The sequence below is a fragment of the Photobacterium sp. WH77 genome, assembly GCF_022014395.1.
Lineage (GTDB): Bacteria > Pseudomonadota > Gammaproteobacteria > Enterobacterales > Vibrionaceae > Photobacterium > Photobacterium arenosum.
Genome location: NZ_JAKLTE010000010.1, coordinates 49,643 through 66,315, shown reverse-complemented (window position 1 = coordinate 66,315; position 16,673 = coordinate 49,643). Strand labels below are relative to the sequence as shown.

The 16,673-nt window shown below is 49.4% G+C and carries 16 protein-coding genes and 1 pseudogene; 6 read left to right on the top strand and 11 right to left on the bottom strand.

From position 1 onward, the window contains the following. Positions 1 to 21 precede the first annotated feature (21 nt). The 3 genes from L6J37_RS11955 to L6J37_RS11945 all read left to right on the top strand — a co-directional run bounded on the left by L6J37_RS11955 (position 22) and on the right by L6J37_RS11945 (position 3,784). The gene (locus tag L6J37_RS11955; RefSeq protein WP_237795262.1) at positions 22 to 1,044 is read left to right on the top strand and encodes a fumarylacetoacetate hydrolase family protein; all 1,023 of its coding nucleotides are present in this window, start codon (positions 22 to 24) and stop codon (positions 1,042 to 1,044) included. Positions 1,045 to 1,056: 12 nt separating this feature from the next. After that, positions 1,057 to 1,695, top strand: coding sequence for a maleylacetoacetate isomerase (gene maiA / locus L6J37_RS11950; RefSeq protein WP_237795261.1), 639 nt, complete (start codon positions 1,057 to 1,059; stop codon positions 1,693 to 1,695). A 73-nt stretch (positions 1,696 to 1,768) separates the two neighbouring features. After that, on the top strand, positions 1,769 to 3,784 hold the full coding sequence (locus L6J37_RS11945) for an acetoacetate--CoA ligase (protein ID WP_237795260.1): 2,016 nt from the start codon (positions 1,769 to 1,771) through the stop codon (positions 3,782 to 3,784). A gap of 86 nt (positions 3,785 to 3,870) precedes the next feature. Here the strand turns inward: L6J37_RS11945 and L6J37_RS11940 are convergent, their stop codons facing one another. From L6J37_RS11940 to L6J37_RS11930, 3 genes are all read right to left on the bottom strand, one after another. Further along, on the bottom strand, positions 3,871 to 4,344 hold the full coding sequence (locus L6J37_RS11940; RefSeq protein ID WP_218386585.1) for an NYN domain-containing protein: 474 nt from the start codon (positions 4,342 to 4,344) through the stop codon (positions 3,871 to 3,873). A 148-nt stretch (positions 4,345 to 4,492) separates the two neighbouring features. Continuing rightward, a complete protein-coding gene (gene fghA / locus L6J37_RS11935) occupies positions 4,493 to 5,341 on the bottom strand; it encodes an S-formylglutathione hydrolase (RefSeq protein WP_192014253.1) in 849 nt (282 codons plus the stop codon). Positions 5,342 to 5,416: 75 nt separating this feature from the next. Then, positions 5,417 to 6,565 (bottom strand): S-(hydroxymethyl)glutathione dehydrogenase/class III alcohol dehydrogenase, encoded by a 1,149-nt coding sequence (locus L6J37_RS11930; RefSeq protein ID WP_237795259.1) that lies wholly within the window; start codon positions 6,563 to 6,565, stop codon positions 5,417 to 5,419. Between the two features lie 144 nt (positions 6,566 to 6,709). On the opposite strand from L6J37_RS11930, the gene L6J37_RS11925 reads away from it, so the two are divergent. Further along, positions 6,710 to 7,612, top strand: coding sequence for a LysR family transcriptional regulator (locus L6J37_RS11925; protein ID WP_218386579.1), 903 nt, complete (start codon positions 6,710 to 6,712; stop codon positions 7,610 to 7,612). A gap of 30 nt (positions 7,613 to 7,642) precedes the next feature. Here L6J37_RS11925 and L6J37_RS11920 read toward each other — a convergent pair whose 3' ends face one another. Then, the gene (locus L6J37_RS11920; protein ID WP_237795258.1) at positions 7,643 to 8,416 is read right to left on the bottom strand and encodes a helix-turn-helix domain-containing protein; all 774 of its coding nucleotides are present in this window, start codon (positions 8,414 to 8,416) and stop codon (positions 7,643 to 7,645) included. A 126-nt stretch (positions 8,417 to 8,542) separates the two neighbouring features. On the opposite strand from L6J37_RS11920, the gene L6J37_RS11915 reads away from it, so the two are divergent. After that, a complete protein-coding gene (locus L6J37_RS11915) occupies positions 8,543 to 9,805 on the top strand; it encodes an MFS transporter (protein WP_192014260.1) in 1,263 nt (420 codons plus the stop codon). Positions 9,806 to 10,130: 325 nt separating this feature from the next. On the opposite strand, the gene L6J37_RS11910 is transcribed toward L6J37_RS11915, so the two are convergent. The 3 genes and pseudogenes from L6J37_RS11910 to L6J37_RS11900 all read right to left on the bottom strand — a co-directional run bounded on the left by L6J37_RS11910 (position 10,131) and on the right by L6J37_RS11900 (position 12,359). Next, positions 10,131 to 10,721, bottom strand: a complete 591-nt coding sequence (locus L6J37_RS11910) for a helix-turn-helix domain-containing protein (RefSeq protein WP_192014262.1) — start codon at positions 10,719 to 10,721, stop codon at positions 10,131 to 10,133. A 396-nt stretch (positions 10,722 to 11,117) separates the two neighbouring features. Then, positions 11,118 to 12,113: pseudogene (locus L6J37_RS11905) on the bottom strand (MFS transporter); the annotation flags it as partial. A 12-nt stretch (positions 12,114 to 12,125) separates the two neighbouring features. Further along, positions 12,126 to 12,359: a hypothetical protein gene (locus L6J37_RS11900; protein WP_237795257.1), complete on the bottom strand. Its 234-nt coding sequence runs from the start codon at positions 12,357 to 12,359 to the stop codon at positions 12,126 to 12,128. 114 nt (positions 12,360 to 12,473) lie between these two features. On the opposite strand from L6J37_RS11900, the gene L6J37_RS11895 reads away from it, so the two are divergent. Then, complete coding sequence (locus L6J37_RS11895; protein ID WP_237795255.1) at positions 12,474 to 13,367, top strand: LysR family transcriptional regulator; 894 nt, start codon at positions 12,474 to 12,476, stop codon at positions 13,365 to 13,367. Positions 13,368 to 13,665: 298 nt separating this feature from the next. Here the strand turns inward: L6J37_RS11895 and L6J37_RS11890 are convergent, their stop codons facing one another. The 4 genes from L6J37_RS11890 to L6J37_RS11875 form a co-directional block, all read right to left on the bottom strand. Further along, positions 13,666 to 14,277 carry an FMN-dependent NADH-azoreductase gene (locus L6J37_RS11890; RefSeq protein WP_192014268.1) on the bottom strand — a complete coding sequence of 204 codons (612 nt, stop codon included), beginning with the start codon at positions 14,275 to 14,277 and terminating at the stop codon, positions 13,666 to 13,668. Positions 14,278 to 14,608: 331 nt separating this feature from the next. Then, a complete protein-coding gene (locus L6J37_RS11885) occupies positions 14,609 to 15,040 on the bottom strand; it encodes an acetyltransferase (RefSeq protein WP_237795317.1) in 432 nt (143 codons plus the stop codon). Between the two features lie 218 nt (positions 15,041 to 15,258). After that, complete coding sequence (locus L6J37_RS11880; protein ID WP_237795253.1) at positions 15,259 to 15,747, bottom strand: GNAT family N-acetyltransferase; 489 nt, start codon at positions 15,745 to 15,747, stop codon at positions 15,259 to 15,261. Positions 15,748 to 15,861: 114 nt separating this feature from the next. Further along, on the bottom strand, positions 15,862 to 16,599 hold the full coding sequence (locus L6J37_RS11875) for an SDR family NAD(P)-dependent oxidoreductase (RefSeq protein ID WP_237795251.1): 738 nt from the start codon (positions 16,597 to 16,599) through the stop codon (positions 15,862 to 15,864). Positions 16,600 to 16,673: the final 74 nt, after the last annotated feature.

Genomic DNA, 16,673 nt, shown 5'->3' with positions numbered 1-16,673 from the left:
TTGTAAAGTAAGGAGTAAAACGTGAAATTAGCTTCTTTAAACCAAGGCCGTGACGGACAACTGATTATCGTTTCACGTGATCTCACTCAAGCCGTACATGCACACGACATCGCGCCGACGCTGCAATTTGCTCTGGATAACTGGGATCAGGTCGAAGCGGATCTGCAACATCTGTATCGCAATTTAAATGACGGTATTGCCAATGATGTCTTCCCGTTTAACCCGGCACATTGCGCCTCTCCGCTGCCACGGGCTTTTCAATGGGCGGACGGCAGTGCCTATGTCAACCATGTGGAATTAGTCCGCAAGGCACGCGGCGCAGAAATGCCGGAAAGCTTCTGGACCGATCCCCTGATGTATCAGGGCATGTCAGATGGTTTTCTTGGCCCGCATCAGGACATTGAAATGGCCGATGAAAGCTGGGGAATCGATTTTGAAGGTGAGATTGCGGTTATCACCAATGATGTACCAATGGGAACACGCACTGAAGAAGTACACGGCCACATCAAATTGCTGATGCTGGTCAATGATGTGTCGCTGCGCAATCTGATCCCCGCAGAGCTGAGCAAAGGCTTTGGTTTCTTTCAGTCCAAACCGGCTTCGGCCTTCTCTCCTGTGGCTGTCACACCGGATGAACTGGGCGAAAGCTGGCATGACTACAAAGTGCATCAGCGTCTGAGCGTACACCTGAATGATGAGCTGTTCGGTGAACCCAATGCCGGTGTGGACATGACCTTCAACTTCGCAGAGCTGGTGCAACACGTGGCGAAATCCCGTCATATCTGCGCGGGCACCATTATCGGTTCCGGGACTGTTTCTAACGTTGATCGCTCCAGCGGCTCCTGCTGTCTGGCCGAACGCCGTATGCTGGAAATTATCGATCAGGGACAAGCCGTTACGCCTTTCATGAAGTTTGGCGACAAAGTCAAAATTGAAATGTTTGACGACAACGGTGACTCCATCTTTGGCGCGATTGAACAGACAGTGGTGAAATACCAGCATCAGTACGATCCTGCCGATCTGAACCACCACCAGCCAGTTTAACCAGGAGGCCGGATGACGCTTTATGACTATTTCCGCTCATCCGCCGCCTACCGGGTGCGTATTGCGCTCAACCTGAAAGGGTTGAGCTATACCAGCCACCCGGTGTCTCTGGTGGATAAAGCGCAACAATCACCGGCTTATCAGGCCATCAATCCGTCTCAGCTGGTGCCGACACTGGATACGGAGACTGGCCAGCTCAGCCAGTCACTGGCCATCATTGAATGGCTGGAAGACACCCATCCTGAGCCTGCTCTTCTGCCCCGCGATCCGTGGCAAAAAGCACAATGCCGCGAACTGGCACTGAGTATCGCGTGTGATATTCACCCGGTTAACAACTTGCGCATCCTCAACTATTTAACGCAGGACTTGGGTGTGAGCCAGGAAGATAAGCTAACCTGGTATCACCATTGGCTGCACCAGGGCTTGTCTGCGCTGGAAGCCAGAGTAGCGGCAAGACAAACTCACCAGCCCAGTACCTTCTGTTGTGGCGACACGCCCTCGCTGGCCGATATTTGTCTGGTGCCTCAGCTTTATAATACGCGCCGGTTCGAGCTTGACTTGTCCCCCTACCCGACGCTGGTCAGAATCGATGCTGCCTGCCAAAAACTGGCTCCTTTTGAGCAGGCTCACCCGGATAATACGCCACAATAAAAGCATCAAGGCGGCATGCAGGACGCCAGGTCTGCGATTAAAGACGTAAGCCATCACGATAAGGACGATAACGATGAGCATGCAAGACCATCATCTGGAAGAAGATCAAGCGCCAATTCTCTGGCAGCCGACCAAAGACAGTATTCATGACAGCTTGCTGTACCAGTTCATGGTGAATCTGAGCGAGCAGGAAGACACCCTTTTTCACGACTATCAGCAGCTTCACCATTGGTCTGTCACGCACAGTGAACAGTTCTGGGATCGTCTGTGGGACTTCTGCGGCGTCATTGGTGACAAAGGCAGCAGAGTGACAGACTGCCCCCCAGGCAGCACAGAGCCGGCTAAAGACACTCTCTGGTTCCCGGATGCCCGCCTGAATTTTGCTGAAAACCTGCTGGCCTACGCCAAACAGGCACCGGAAACAGCGGCTATTGTGTTTCATTGTGAAGGACAGGCAGAACAACGCCAGCAGCTAAGCTGGCAGAACTTGTACGATCAGGTCTCCCAACTCAGCCAGTATCTGCGCCAGCAAGGCATCTCACAAGGTGATGTCGTGGCCGGTTATCTGCCTAACCTGCCACAAACGCTGATAGCCATGCTCGCCACCAGCGCAATTGGGGCGATCTGGACTTCTACCTCGCCGGACTTTGGGGTAGATAGCGTGGTTGAGCGCTTCGGCCAGACATGCCCGAAACTCTTGTTCGCGGCCGATGGCTATTTTTACAATGGTAAAAGTCACAGCTGCATCGACAAAGTCAATGCCATGCTGACAGAACTGCACAGCGTAGAGAAAGTGGTGCTGATTCCATTTACTGACATGCCGCCGCCTGCTGCAGAGCCGTTAACTGAACGCTATCAATACTGGGATGACGTGCTAGCCACGTGTCAGCCAGCGGCAATCCTGTATGAACAGGTTGAGTTTAATCATCCGCTTTACATACTCTATTCTTCCGGCACCACGGGAAAGCCCAAGTGTATTGTTCACAGTGTCGGTGGCATTTTGCTGAATCATCTGAAAGAACACATGCTGCACAGCAATGTCAATAAAGGGGATCGCCTGTTCTATTTCACCACCTGTGGCTGGATGATGTGGAACTGGATGGCCAGCGGGCTGGCGGCTGGTGCGACCCTCGTGCTCTACGAAGGTTCTCCTTTCTATCCGGACGGTAATGTGCTGTGGGATATGGCCGATCAGGAAGGCGTTACCCTGTTTGGCACTTCAGCCAAATATCTCGAAGCACTTGAGAAAAAAGGCTACCAGCCTAACCAGACCCATCGGCTGTCTGGCCTGCGAACCCTGTGCTCTACCGGCTCTGTGTTAGCGCCGGAACAGTTCGACTATGTGTATCGTGCTGTCAAATCTGACTTGCAGTTAGCCTCTATTGCCGGTGGTACTGACATTTGTGGCTGCTTTGCGATTGGTAACCCTCTCAGCCCTGTGTACCGCGGAGAATGCCAGGGTCGTGCATTAGGCATGGATGTACAGGTTTATGATGACAACGGAAAGCCGGTGATTGACGCTCAGGGCGAACTGGTGTGCTGTAACAGCTTTCCGCATCAGCCTGTCGGATTCTGGAACGACGAAGCGGGTAAGCGCTATCACAGTGCGTACTGGGAGGTTTATGCCAACACCTGGCACCACGGTGATTTTGTTCAGCTGACCCGTCACGGCGGCTTAGTCTTCTTTGGCCGGTCCGATGCGGTGCTCAATCCGGGCGGTGTGCGCATCGGGACAGCGGAAATCTACCGTCAGGTCAATCCTATGGACGAGATTACCGACTCCATTGTGATCGGACAAAACTGGCAGAATGACGTCCGTGTAGTGCTCTTTGTTCAGCTTGCCGAAGGACAACAGCTCGACGACACGCTGCAGGCCCGGATTCGTCAGCGCATCAAAGAGCATTGCTCGCCACGTCATGTCCCGGCGGTGATTCTGGCTGTCACCGACATTCCGCGCACTAAATCAGGCAAGCTGGTTGAACTGGCGGTGCGTAATGTGGTGCATCAGCAGCTGGTGAAAAACGTCGGCGCGCTGGCCAACCCGGAGGCGCTGGAACAGTACAAAAATCGTCCAGAGCTGATGCTGTGATCACCCCTGAACATCACTCTGGAAACAAAAAACACGCCTGTAAACCGGGCGTGTTTTTTTTATCATCAACCAGTGAACCTGGTTTACTAAAGTAGCAACGCATCATCAATGGGAACGAATGTACTGGCTTCGTTAATCAAAGAGGCTGCCGTCAAGTCAGGCACACCAAACAGCTCAACCTGCTTACCTTTATCAACTCGCAGTTTATTCAGCAACAGATCAAAATCGCCATCACCGGATACCAGCACCACCACATCGGCCATGCCCGTGTGCTCCAGTGCATCAATGGTGATGCCAACGTCCCAATCACCTTTTGCCGAGCCGTCAGAGCGCTGAATAAAAGGCTTCAGTTTAACCTCAAAACCAATGGCCCGCAGGATGTTCTGAAACTCTTGCTGCTTACGATCACCACGGTCAATGGCATACGCGAACGCGGCAACCACTTCCCGGTCTTTAGTCACTTTGGCCCAGAAGGCGTTGTAGTCAAAGTTTCGCTGATAACTCTGCCGGGATGTGTAATATACGTTTTGCACATCCACAAATATGGCCACTTTTTCCATTCAGTTACGTCCTGATTAATGAAAGTTCGCTGCCTGAATCAGCAGCGTTTGGGCAATACTACCTTGTAAGGAAGTCAAGGCATAGCAAACCGCCTGATCAGGGTACGCTGAAAACGTACCCTGCAGTGGCTCGCGCTGTCATCAGGCCTTAGTTGCGGCCGGTCAGCAGATAACGGGCATGAAAGCGCAGATGATCTTCAATGAAGCTGGCAATGAAGTAGTAACTGTGGTCATAACCGGGCTGCATGCGCAGTTCCAGCGCAGAATCATGCAATGCGGCGGCGGCTTGTAATGCCTCAGGATGCAGCTGCTCTGCCAGGAAGTTGTCTGCATCGCCCTGATCAACCAGCATAGGCAGCGAAGCCTGTCCCTGACGTAACAGCTCACAGGCATCATACTGACGCCAGTCTTCTTTATTGTTGCCCAGATACGCCTGAAAGGCTTTTTGCCCCCAGGGGCAAACCATAGGATGGCTGATTGGACTGAACGCCGATATCGAACAGTACTTGTCAGCATTTTTCAGCCCTATGGTCAGGGCGCCATGCCCCCCCATACTGTGACCCGATATCGACTTCAGGCTAGATACGGGAAAATGGGCCTCAATGAGCTCAGGCAACTCCTCCACTATGTAATCGTACATCCGGTAATGCTTGTCCCATGGCGCCTGAGTCGCATTCAGATAAAAACCCGCGCCTTTACCCAAATCATAGTTATCATCATCCGCCACATCGTCACCGCGCGGGCTGGTGTCCGGTGCAATCAGGGCAATGCCTAATGCTTCCGCTACACGGAACGCTCCTGCTTTGTGCATAAAGTTTTCATCGCTGCAGGTCAGGCCGGATAACCAGTACAGTGCCGGCACCTTATTGGATGCACTGGCCGACGATGGCAGGTACACAGCAAAACGCATCTGGCAATTCAGCGACGATGATCTGTGAGTATATTGCTTATGCCAACCGCCAAACACTTTGTTCTGACTGAGATTGTCGAGGCTCATAGGTGAATCTCTCCGTATTGGTATCACCGCACCTTGCCGTGCGGTGTGATCGTTAACTTAGAGTAGCAACAGCAATTATTTATCCATATGGACGACACTGCGAATACTCTTGCCTTCATGCATCAGGTCAAACGCCTCATTGATTTCATCCAGTCCCATGGTATGGGTGATGAACTCCTGCAGGCCAAATTCACCCGCCAGATACTGTTCAACAATGCCCGGCAATTGCGAGCGACCTTTCACACCACCAAAGGCAGAACCGCGCCAGACCCGGCCAGTCACCAGCTGGAACGGACGGGTAGAGATTTCCTGTCCGGCACCGGCCACACCAATGATCACCGATTCGCCCCAGCCCTTGTGGCAGCATTCCAGCGCCTGACGCATCACATTCACATTGCCGATACACTCGAACGAGAAATCCACACCGCCGTCGGTCATTTCGACAATCACTTCCTGAATCGGTTTGTCAAAATGCTGCGGGTTGATCACATCCGTCGCACCCAGTTGCTGTGCCAGCCCGAACTTACTTTCATTGATATCAATGCCGATAATACGGCTGGCACCGGCCATGCGCGCACCGATAATGGCCGATAAGCCAATGCCACCCAGACCGAAAATTGCAACCGTATCGCCTGCTTTGACTTTCGCCGTATTGAGCACAGCGCCCATACCTGTGGTCACACCACAGCCCAGCAGGCACACTTCTTCCAGCGGTGCCGCTTTGTTCACTTTCGCCAGAGAAATCTCGGGCAGCACAGTGTATTCCGAGAACGTGGAGCAACCCATATAGTGATAAACCGGCTCCCCATTGATAGAGAAACGCGTGGTGCCGTCCGGCATCAAACCTTTGCCCTGGGTTTCACGCACGGCCTGACACAGGTTGGTTTTGCCCGAGGTACAAAATTTACACTCACCGCACTCAGCAGTGTACAGCGGGATCACATGATCACCCACGGCGACGCTGGTCACGCCTGCACCCACCATTTCAACAATGCCACCGCCTTCGTGGCCCAGAATCGCCGGGAAAATCCCTTCCGGATCATCACCTGATAACGTAAAGGCATCCGTGTGGCAAACACCTGTCGCCACAATGCGAACCAGCACTTCACCGGCTTTCGGTAACTGGACGTCGACTTCTTCCATTTTCAGCGGTTCGCCTGCCGCCCAGGCAACGGCAGCTTTTGATTTGATTGAGGTTTGACCGGGTTTCAGTTCCAGCGTCATGAAATCTTCCTTATTTTGTTGAATGAGATACACAGCTTTCATTCAGTATATCTCTGAACATCCCAGAAATAATTACCGATTCTGGCAAATCATTTTTACGGTTGTGTAATAATCAACACTTTGGAATCAAGCACGGAATACACCATGGCAAACTGGGAAGGCGTCAGTGAATTCGTCGCCGTGGCAGAATCGAGCAGTTTCACACTGGCCGCCAGAAAACTGTCCACCTCGGTGGCTCAGGTCAGCCGCCGCGTCGCGGCGTTGGAAGATCGGCTCGCCGTCAAACTGCTCAACCGCACCACACGTAAAGTGACGCTGACGGAAGCCGGAATGCTGTATTTTCAGCAATGCAAACATTTGGTGGACGGACTGGAACAGGCAGAGCTGGCTGTCACGCAGATGCAAACCACTCCAAAAGGCTTGGTGCGCGTAACCGCCCCCGTCACCTACGGCGAGCTACACCTCGCGCCCCTGATCAATCAGTTTTTAGAACAATACCCGCAGGTCGACGTCGAGTTGGTGCTTACCAACCAGAAACTCGATCTCATTGAATCCGGCGTTGATCTGGCCATACGCTTAGGGCGGCTGGAAGATTCTACGCTGCTGGCCCGCAGGCTGTCGACCCGGCAATCTTACGTCTGTGCCAGCCGCGATTACCTCGACAGGCACGGCGAACCCCATACTCTGTCGGAGCTGAGTAAACACCAGTGTTTAGTTGGCTCAGTGGATGTCTGGCGCTTCAAAGACAAACAACAATCCAGAGCACTGCGTATTTCAGGCCGGCTCAAGTGCAACAGCGGCTTTGCCCTGCGTGATGCCGCGAAACGGGGGCTGGGCTTAATCCAGTTGCCCGATTATTACATCCAGCAGGATCTGGAATCCGGCGAGCTGATTGAAGTGCTGGCCCAGTACCGCGATGACAAAGAAGGCATCTGGGCATTGTTTCCGTCCAGCGTCCGGCTGTCGCCGAAAGTAAGGCTGTTGGTGGATTTTCTGGTGAAGGGCTTGAGTAAAGGCTCATCACCCGATAGCCTTTCACAACACTGAAGTCGGATTGCACTGCGCCTGACAACAGTATCATTGAACTGCATCGGTCAGGTTGGGAATGTCTGGCAGCTTGTCATGAAAAGCTCCCTTAGCCGCCATAAAGCCAAAGGTATAAGGGGCAACTTTCAGACCTTCCCGGGCCCTGACATCCTGACTTTCGCGCAGCTTATTGAACATCCAATCATCTATCTTATGCATGACTTCCAAAAACTCCTCGTGCGTCAGCTCTGCTTTTAACGTCATCAGAAAGGCCTGATTGTCTTCAGCAGGGAGATCAATCACCCGCGCCTGAAGGCGGTTCAGCACCGTTCGGGTGAAATAGATAGGAAACCGGGCTCCTTTTTCAAAAGACGTGTGGCTCGGGACTAATAACTGACAGGTTCGGTTCGCTTTGATCTCAATCAGCTGAATGGATTCCAGTTTTCTCAGATACAGATGAATTGAGGGCTCATTCAGGCCATAGCGTTCAGCAATCTCACTCGCTGTCCGGTGTTCAGTTAACTCAGACCAGAAAGTAAATAACGCCGGACATTCAAAAAAGGCCTGATCCTGCGCAGGCGTGAAAACGGGAATGGTGTAGATATTTTTTTCTGCTTCTTCAAGCAACTTCGACAATGGGAAGTTCAGCAAACGACTGATACGAATCAGCCGCTGCATCGACAGGGGCTGCGCGTGATTCAGCAGTCGCTTCACACTCACTTCAGAAATTTCCAATGCATCTGCTAAGTGCTGATAGGATATTTTCCTTTTCCTGAGCTCCTTTTTCAGCAAAGCGCACACTTCTTGCGACAACCTGTCATCCATTTGGTGTTCTCCGAATCACATCCCGACACTCAAAGCATCATAATACGACCCTTCATGAGATTACATTGAAACAATGAATCAATATGAGATTCTTTGCGAACATTCAGCATCACAGAGAACATCAGCATGAGCAAAAAAGGACTGACACGCCGATTCGGGATTCAACAATGCCTCCACTGGACGATTGTGGGCATCATGATTCCGGTACTGATACTGATTTTCCAGTCGAGAGGACTCAGCCTGATGGATATCGGGATCGTCATGGCGGTCTGGATCGGTAGCACCGCCCTGCTTGAAATCCCTCTGGGCGGCGTCGCAGATACCTACGGGCGCAGGAAGACTTACCTTATCTCGCTGCTGGTCAACATTCTGGGCTGCATCGTGCTGTACTTTGCAGACGGCCTGCCCTTCATTCTGATTGCAGCCATGCTGCTGGGAACAGCAAAAGCCGTATATTCCGGTACGCTTGACGCTTGGTTTTACGACAGCTTCCGGCGCCAACCCGGCCAGCAATCTTTTCATTCCGCGATTGCAACCATTCATGTGTTCGTCACGCTCGGACTGGCGGCTGGCTCCCTGATCGGTGGCTGGCTGCCCGACTTTGCATCTCGCTCATTCCCGCCGCCATCAAGGTTCTCAGGGTTAAATATGTATGATCTGAATATCGTATTGGTTGCCATCGCCAGTCTGGTTCTGATAGTGATCACGCTGGCACTGATTCTTGAAGAAGATCAACCTGTGCCTTCACCCGCAGATCAGCATCAAACCGATGCTTTCCAGACAAGTTTGCAAGCCATCAAAACCGCTTTCCGCCATGCGGTGCTTCGCCGGCTGATGCAGACCACGCTGGTGTTTGGCATGGTCTTGAGCGGGATTGAAAACTACTGGCAACCTTATCTGTCAGAACTCATCCATGGCACAGATTATGGGGTCACCTTTTTCGGATGCCTCTCTGCCCTTTACTTTCTGATGTCTGCCGGTTCGTCAATTTTGTCTGTCCGATTACTCAAAATTCTGAAAGGATCACACAAAACCCTGATGTTCTCGACCCGTGTCGCCGCGGGCATCGCGTTCATTGCCCTGGCCAATACCTCGCAGCCCATTAGCTTTGCTTTGTGTTACCTGGTGTTCTTCTTCCTCTTCACTGCTGGTAATAATTCTGAGCGCGTCTTGCTACATGAACAGACAGAAACGCGTGTCCGATCAACCATGTTGTCCATCAGCTCTTTTATGATCACTTGTGGCGGCGTGCTCGCATCGCTGTTTTTCGGAATGATTTCAGAGCATTACGGAATTTCTGCCAGTTGGACCCTTGGTGGTCTGCTGCTTGTCGCGTCTTCTGCGCTGTTTCTCTTCATGCCAGAGAAACTGGCGACTGAAGTGGCGTAGGGACAGCGAGTACATGTCTAAACATTGTGCGGGTATGTCGCGCTTGAGTTCAGTGGCAAATTCAGCATTTTTCGAATGCTCGCCGGATACGTTTTGCTGGCACAATGTATGGTCCGCCCCGTTTTTGTTCTTTGGCGTGATCCGGGTCGGTTGTCGGCACTTCCGGCGCCGACAACCTGAAAATTCGTTCTGAATTTTCCCCTCGAATTTTAAACATTTGGGGTTCTGGTTCATTATTGGACAGACACGATTTGAAACTCTTGTGTCAAATCTTTCAGATAAAATTAAAAAATTGAAACTTTGAACGTTTGTTAGCAGTTTTCTATCATAGTGGCATAGGGTGCAGTTCAGCGTGATCTGTAGTAATTTTTATCCCTTTATCGACTTTGATGATCACACCATCACCTACTACTAATGTCGTCTCATCTAGTTCTACCTTCACACTACCCGTTACAACCGAAGCTGTGTCTGTCCCCCAAAGTTCATCAGATTCAACTTCAAAAGTGATCCCTTCCGGCACAAATATTTCTACATTACCGCTATATAGTTGATAGTTATTTTCATCAGAGCTTTCTATATGATCAGCACTAATTTCTATATCAAAAGCCATTGTAGGCTGCACAATAAACAATATACCACTGACAAAAATGACAATAATTAAAGACCACATTGCAGCCAGTTTCGTTTTGATATTTATCTCGAATGAATTTCTCTTGGTCTCTTCGTGTACAAGTAGTTCATTGGCGTCTAATTCAAAACAAGCCGCTAATGCCTTCACTGTTTCAGGTGAACCTGTACCTTCTTTCTCAACTCGTTGAATTGTTCTTAAACTTAAAGCACTTACATCAGCTAAATGTTGTTGACTCCATGCCCTTGATTTACGTTCATTTAATATTTTTTTAGTATTAACCTTCATCACACATCCATCCAACATCTCATTTTGAGGCCACAGCGTATAATAACTCAAAATTTCATATACGACAGTTTAATGCCAATAATACGTCAAGGGTGTGACAAGCTGCTAACGCCGCACTCAGCCGCAGCTTGCTTTACGCACTGGACAATGCCTGCTTGATACACCGAACCCTGGATTGTGTGAGGATTGGGCCTCAAATTCATGCTTCAAATGCCTCTCTAAATAACCAAGGAGATTCGAATTGCAATCTTTGCACGCAGGTAATGTGATTTTATTATAAGTCTGAGAAATACCGTCATTTGTTGTTCGAAGGTTTGTTTTGTGCAACGATTATAGACCCATTGAGGAATTACGATAAATAACATCGCATCCCTCGAATGTGGAAATCAAAATAAATCACCGCCCCTTTCTCAAAGAAACCATAACCTGAGCCAGCCCGACCAAAATAGCCGAAATCAGAAACGTAACCCCAAAAGCAGTGGCAGGTTGATTCTGAGTTGCCGGAAAAAAAGTTGATGTAAAAAGGTAGAGCCATCCCATGACCGAAGCCCCAGCCATCAGGCCGAGATTCCGGGAAAAATGAAGCAGCGCCGACGTCACTCCTTTTTGCCCTTCCTTAACTTCTGTCATTTCAGCCGTATTATTGGCGGCCTGAAACATGGCATAGCCAGCGGTAACCAGAATTAAAGCAAATAGATAGACAGGGACAGAAGTCCAGAATGCGCTGGCGGAAATCAGGAGGCAGCCCAAAAGCATAATCCAGAGGCTGACACGAACCACAGTTCCTGACCCCAGATGATCCGTGAGCTTTCCAGCGGGAGCACCAGTAAGAGCAGAAACAATCGGTCCGACCGACAAAATAGCGCCAATTTGCGCTGGTGAAAGCTGCAGGCCATCAGTGAAGTAAAACGGGCTCACAACCATGGTTGACATAATGATGGCCGAAACGCAGACATTCGCAGTCAGGCTGCCTGCCAATGCCGGATTTTCAGAGAACTGAGCCAGAAAACGTCCTGACTTCACCGATTTGAAGGGCACAGGCGCATTGTCTGGTAACTGCCAGGCCAGTAATAACAAAGCAAAAATACAAAATGGCACGCTGACATAGAACAGCGCATGCCAGTCAAAATGTGAGATCAAATAGCCGCCCAAGACCGGCCCGAGTGCCGTCCCGATTGCAGAGGTTGTGCCTAAAATCCCCATCGCGGTCCCGGTTTTGGTTGCAGGAATAAAGTCACTAACAAAGGTCATCGCCAGGCTGATGAATATCGCGGCCCCAATCCCCTGGACCAAACGCGCCGCGATCAACTGTGTCAGGCTTTCCGACACAATGCAGGCAATGAGACCGCAGAAAAAGAGGCCGATACCAAAAAGAAACAGTCGCTTCCGGCCAAAGCGATCACCTCATACGCCGGCAATTGGCATAAAGCATGTCATCGCCAGCAGATAAACCACAACCAGCCATTGCACCTCAGACATTGGCACTGAAAAACTGCTGGCCAGCCTGGGCAAAGCCACATTGACGATACTGATATTTAACGAAGAAAGTAGCACAGCAACGGCTAACCCCAGCAGTGAGAACCAGTTTGTCATCGACAGATTCTCTGCCTTTGCTGCCTGTGAAATTTCCGCTTTCATGAAGAACACTCCAATTTGAGACCCGAGATAAAAGCCATCTTAAAATCTGACCTTGTTTTGCAGAAGACGCATCATTTACACTCATTGAATGCATGGAACGCCATAGGTAGACAAATGAAAGCGATCGACTTGAATCTGATTCCGGCCCTGAATGTCCTGTTAGAGGAACGCAACGTTGCCCGCGCAGCAAAACGGATGAATTTAAGTCAGTCTGCAATGAGCAGAACGCTGGCACGATTGCGCGTCACCATGGACGATCCGGTGTTAGTCCGAGCCGGACGTCATCTGGTCCCTTCTCCCAGAGCGCTGGAAATTCAGGCGCAGGTCAGCCAGCTGACCATGGATGTCAGAGCCATTCTGACCCCTGCTGTGCCCGTCAACATTGCCAGCCTGGCGCGAACGTTTACGCTGTTCGCCAGCGATGGATTTGTGGAAAGTCTGGGTGGGGCGCTGGTGAAACGCATGACAGAAGAAGCACCACGGAGCCGTGTTCGTTTCATCAGCCAGTCTTCACCACAAGGCGCGGGGCTGCGGGATGGCAGCATAGATATTGAAATCGGAAAACTAAGGGAAACCACGTATCCGGAACTCAGAGTACGACGATTATTTGAAGATCACTTCATCGGTGTGGTGTCCGCACAACACCCCTTCAGCCAGCGTCAGGTAACCGCAGAGCAATACTTCAGCGCCGACCATATTGGCGTGACAAGAATGGACGCAGACAAAAGCCACCTCGAAACCCTGTTGAACGAATCCGGACAACGGCTCAACATCCGTGCCTCCGTCAGCAGTTACACCAGTGCCGTCACGTTAGCCAGCGCCACCGCCTTAGTTGCCACTGTCCCCGCCAAGCACACACAAAGCTTCCGGCAGGGGATGCATTGCTTTCAACTGCCATTCACCGTGTCGCCGATTCCAATATCCATGCTCTGGCACCCCAGAATGAATGCCGATCAGGCCCACGGCTGGCTGAGAAAAACAATCGTCGACATCAGTCATGAGCTCTGAATCTGAGCACCATCACCACGCCGCCCAAACCTCATTCAGATCAAAGCGGTATTTATACGCCATCACCACATTGTGGCCCTGAAAATCGTAATCTTTTTTCGCTGAGTATCGGGCTGAAGTGGCGTAGGGAGATTTTTATTTACACTTGTTCAGCTGAGAGATCCTAAGAGCAATTTGATACCTGAGCCGCGGCTCTATGGGTATTTTCGCCTATGCAACACTCACAGCTTGGCGTTATTTACAAGATCAGGAACGATTAAAAATAATTTACTCTTTGTTAGCATAAAGTATCACCTATCTAAATATTCATATTATCAACTAAGGAGATCGCTTTAGGGACAGCGCATTCACTGGTAAGCGGATCGTGCGTGCCATCTATTCGAACGAATTTCAAATCTGTAATACCAATATATTGAAACGCATATTTTATATAAGGTGTAAACTGATCATGGCTGACAAGCGGTCCATATGAAAAGATGCTTCCGCTTGCCACTACGATATATACCGTTTTATTTGGAACCAACCCCACCTTACTGCCCGCTGCGTCTGTAAACTTGAAGGTCCGCCCTGCCCGAGTGATATGATCAAACCAAGCTTTCAATACTGATGGCAATCCCAAATTCCAGATCGGTGACGATATGACTATCAAATCACTTTCGAACAAGTTATCAATCATTCGATCCGAAAGTTCTACGGCTTTTGTTTGTCTCTCTTTACGTTCATCTGGTTTTGTTAAGAATGCTTCAACTGTACAAGCATCCAAATGCGGCAAAGGTTCTTGAGACAGGTCAATAATTTTTTCATCTATACCTGGGTATTTCTTTTTCAGCCTGTCGACGAGATAGTCGGAAACTTTTCTCGACGCCGAACCGTCAATATTTGGGCTTACTTTAATGTGTAGTAAATTCATGTACTTATCCTTTGCAATTCAGAACTCAACTGTAGTTGTTGTTCACACATACTTTTGTGCTGACTGCACTTTATTCGGATAACAAGATAAGCTATTCATGAAGGTAATTATTGAATATTTCCGACATCCACCGATTCGGATGTTTAGGGTATGGGGCACATCAATCGACGCTGTAGACTAAATCAGCGTATACTTTTCTTACGGCCAGCTCACTGCTCCTAGAACATGACTCAAGACTACATCAGTGAAAAAAGAGAGCGACACAAGCGGTTCTCTTTTCACTACATAACCGGAACGAAAAGCCGTCTCCGTATCTGGCCTTGGTAAATTTTTACAACGCCAAATGCAACAGCGGATAAGGCTTGCCCTGCCCGTCCACTGATGAACGCCCCGTTATTGAAAAACCCATATGCAGGTAAAAACCCAGTGCCTGCTTATTTTGTTCATTCACGTCAACCTTCGAAGCTCCCTGCACTTTGATTGCATGGGCCACTAACAAAGCACCAATGCCTTTTCCGCGTACATCAGGTGAGATGAACAACATTTCAATATTGCCATCATGCACACCGCAGAACCCCAGTATTTCACCCTTGCCATTTCTAGCGCACTTTAAATCAACAGCATCAAAGTAATGATCCAGAATTAACGGTTTTAACTCCTGCAGATCTTTCTCCAACAAAAAATCATGGGTTGCTCTCACTGACGCCTCCCAGATGTCTATCAAACTAAGGTGATCTGCTTTTTCTACGATCTCTATTTTCATCATTAAACCCAGTTACACATTTCACGCTAAAATAAGCGACATCTGATCCCACAGGGCCGAAAAACCAATCAATCAACCAACCAATCATCAATAGCAGGAGCTTTAACTTAGCCCCACCAAAACCGATAAAAAACCGAGAGCTTCAATCGTAAATCCACCAGAGAACGCACTACTGGATGTCTGGATTTTTCATTCTCGGAATGTCGCACTCTGTTGGATTAATTCTGCTTCTTACCTGTCAGGCACTCCGCTACGTTGAGCTCATAGGTTGTGAACCTATCGCCTATCATTTCTGTTGGGAACACGCTTTGGGATATTTTACGTAAGAACTCATATTCAGGGCGTGTGTGTAGTAAGTGGATATAAACGACTTCATGGCCAAAATCATGAGCCCATGAGATTAGCGATCTAAAAACCACTTTCCCTATGCCCCAACTGCGGGCATCAACGACTATAGCTATGTCATGCCCAAGCTCTGATAATTGAATTCCACACCAACCGACTAGCTCGTCATCGACGATGATGGCTCTTACTATACAACCTTCAAGATCATCAATTTCGATCTTGTCGCGAATCCACTTTTCTGCAAGATCAGAATCAAACTCATCATGGGTAATGAGGTGCTTTCTGGTACTCGCTTTATTGAGTATGGGAATGAACTTGTCTGATTCTATTTCATCAAGAGACACGTACTGAAGATTACTCATTAGTCACCATTTCGCCTAAAGAATGACACCACCGTCTCATCTGCTTTGCCATACACTCGTAAAGCCAGATAAAAGCAGTCGGCTGCGCGACACTTATCATTATCTGTTAACCGCTTATGTCAACGATAACCCACCATCTACGACCAGCGTATGCCCCACAATGTAGCTGGCTTTCTCAGATAATAAAAATTCGATAGCATTGACGATTTCGTCAGTATTGGCAAAACGCTGAATCGGCACAACGTTGGACACATCTGCCCGGATATTGGGAGCATCAATCTGCCGCTCCTCCCAACGAGGCGTCCATGTTACACCGGGAGCAACGGCATTAATACGAATGCCTGAGCTTATATTTTCCAAAGCCAATGAACGAGTTAGCCCTTCTAGTGCGTGTTTGGCTGCACTGTACATTGAAGCATTCGGCGTTGGTCTCAATCCATTTACTGAGCTGATATTGACAATAGAAGCGCCCGCATTCATCAGGCTGATTTCGTGCTTTAAACACAAAGCCTGCGACCAGAAATCTACCGACAGCGTTTCTCTTAACAATGAGGTATCAACTTCATGGAAATTTCCTCTTGAGGAAAGAGCGGGTGATGCATTATTCACCGCAACATCCAATACGCCGTACTCAGCACTGATATGACGGAACAAATTTTCAAGATCGGACTCAACGGATATATCTGATTGTTGATGATCAACAACGCTCAACTCAGGAAATATTTCGAGTACAGTTGCCCAGGTTTCTTGTGAACGAGAACATGTGATCACCTTATACTCTGACTCGACCAGTCGCCTGACGGTCTGAAGCCCAATTCCCTTTGTACCTCCTGTTACTAAAGCAATTTTCATTTTTGAATTCCTTTTCATATATTTCGATTAACGGCTAACACCTTATCAGGCGTTGCTACACACTCGTAAAGCCA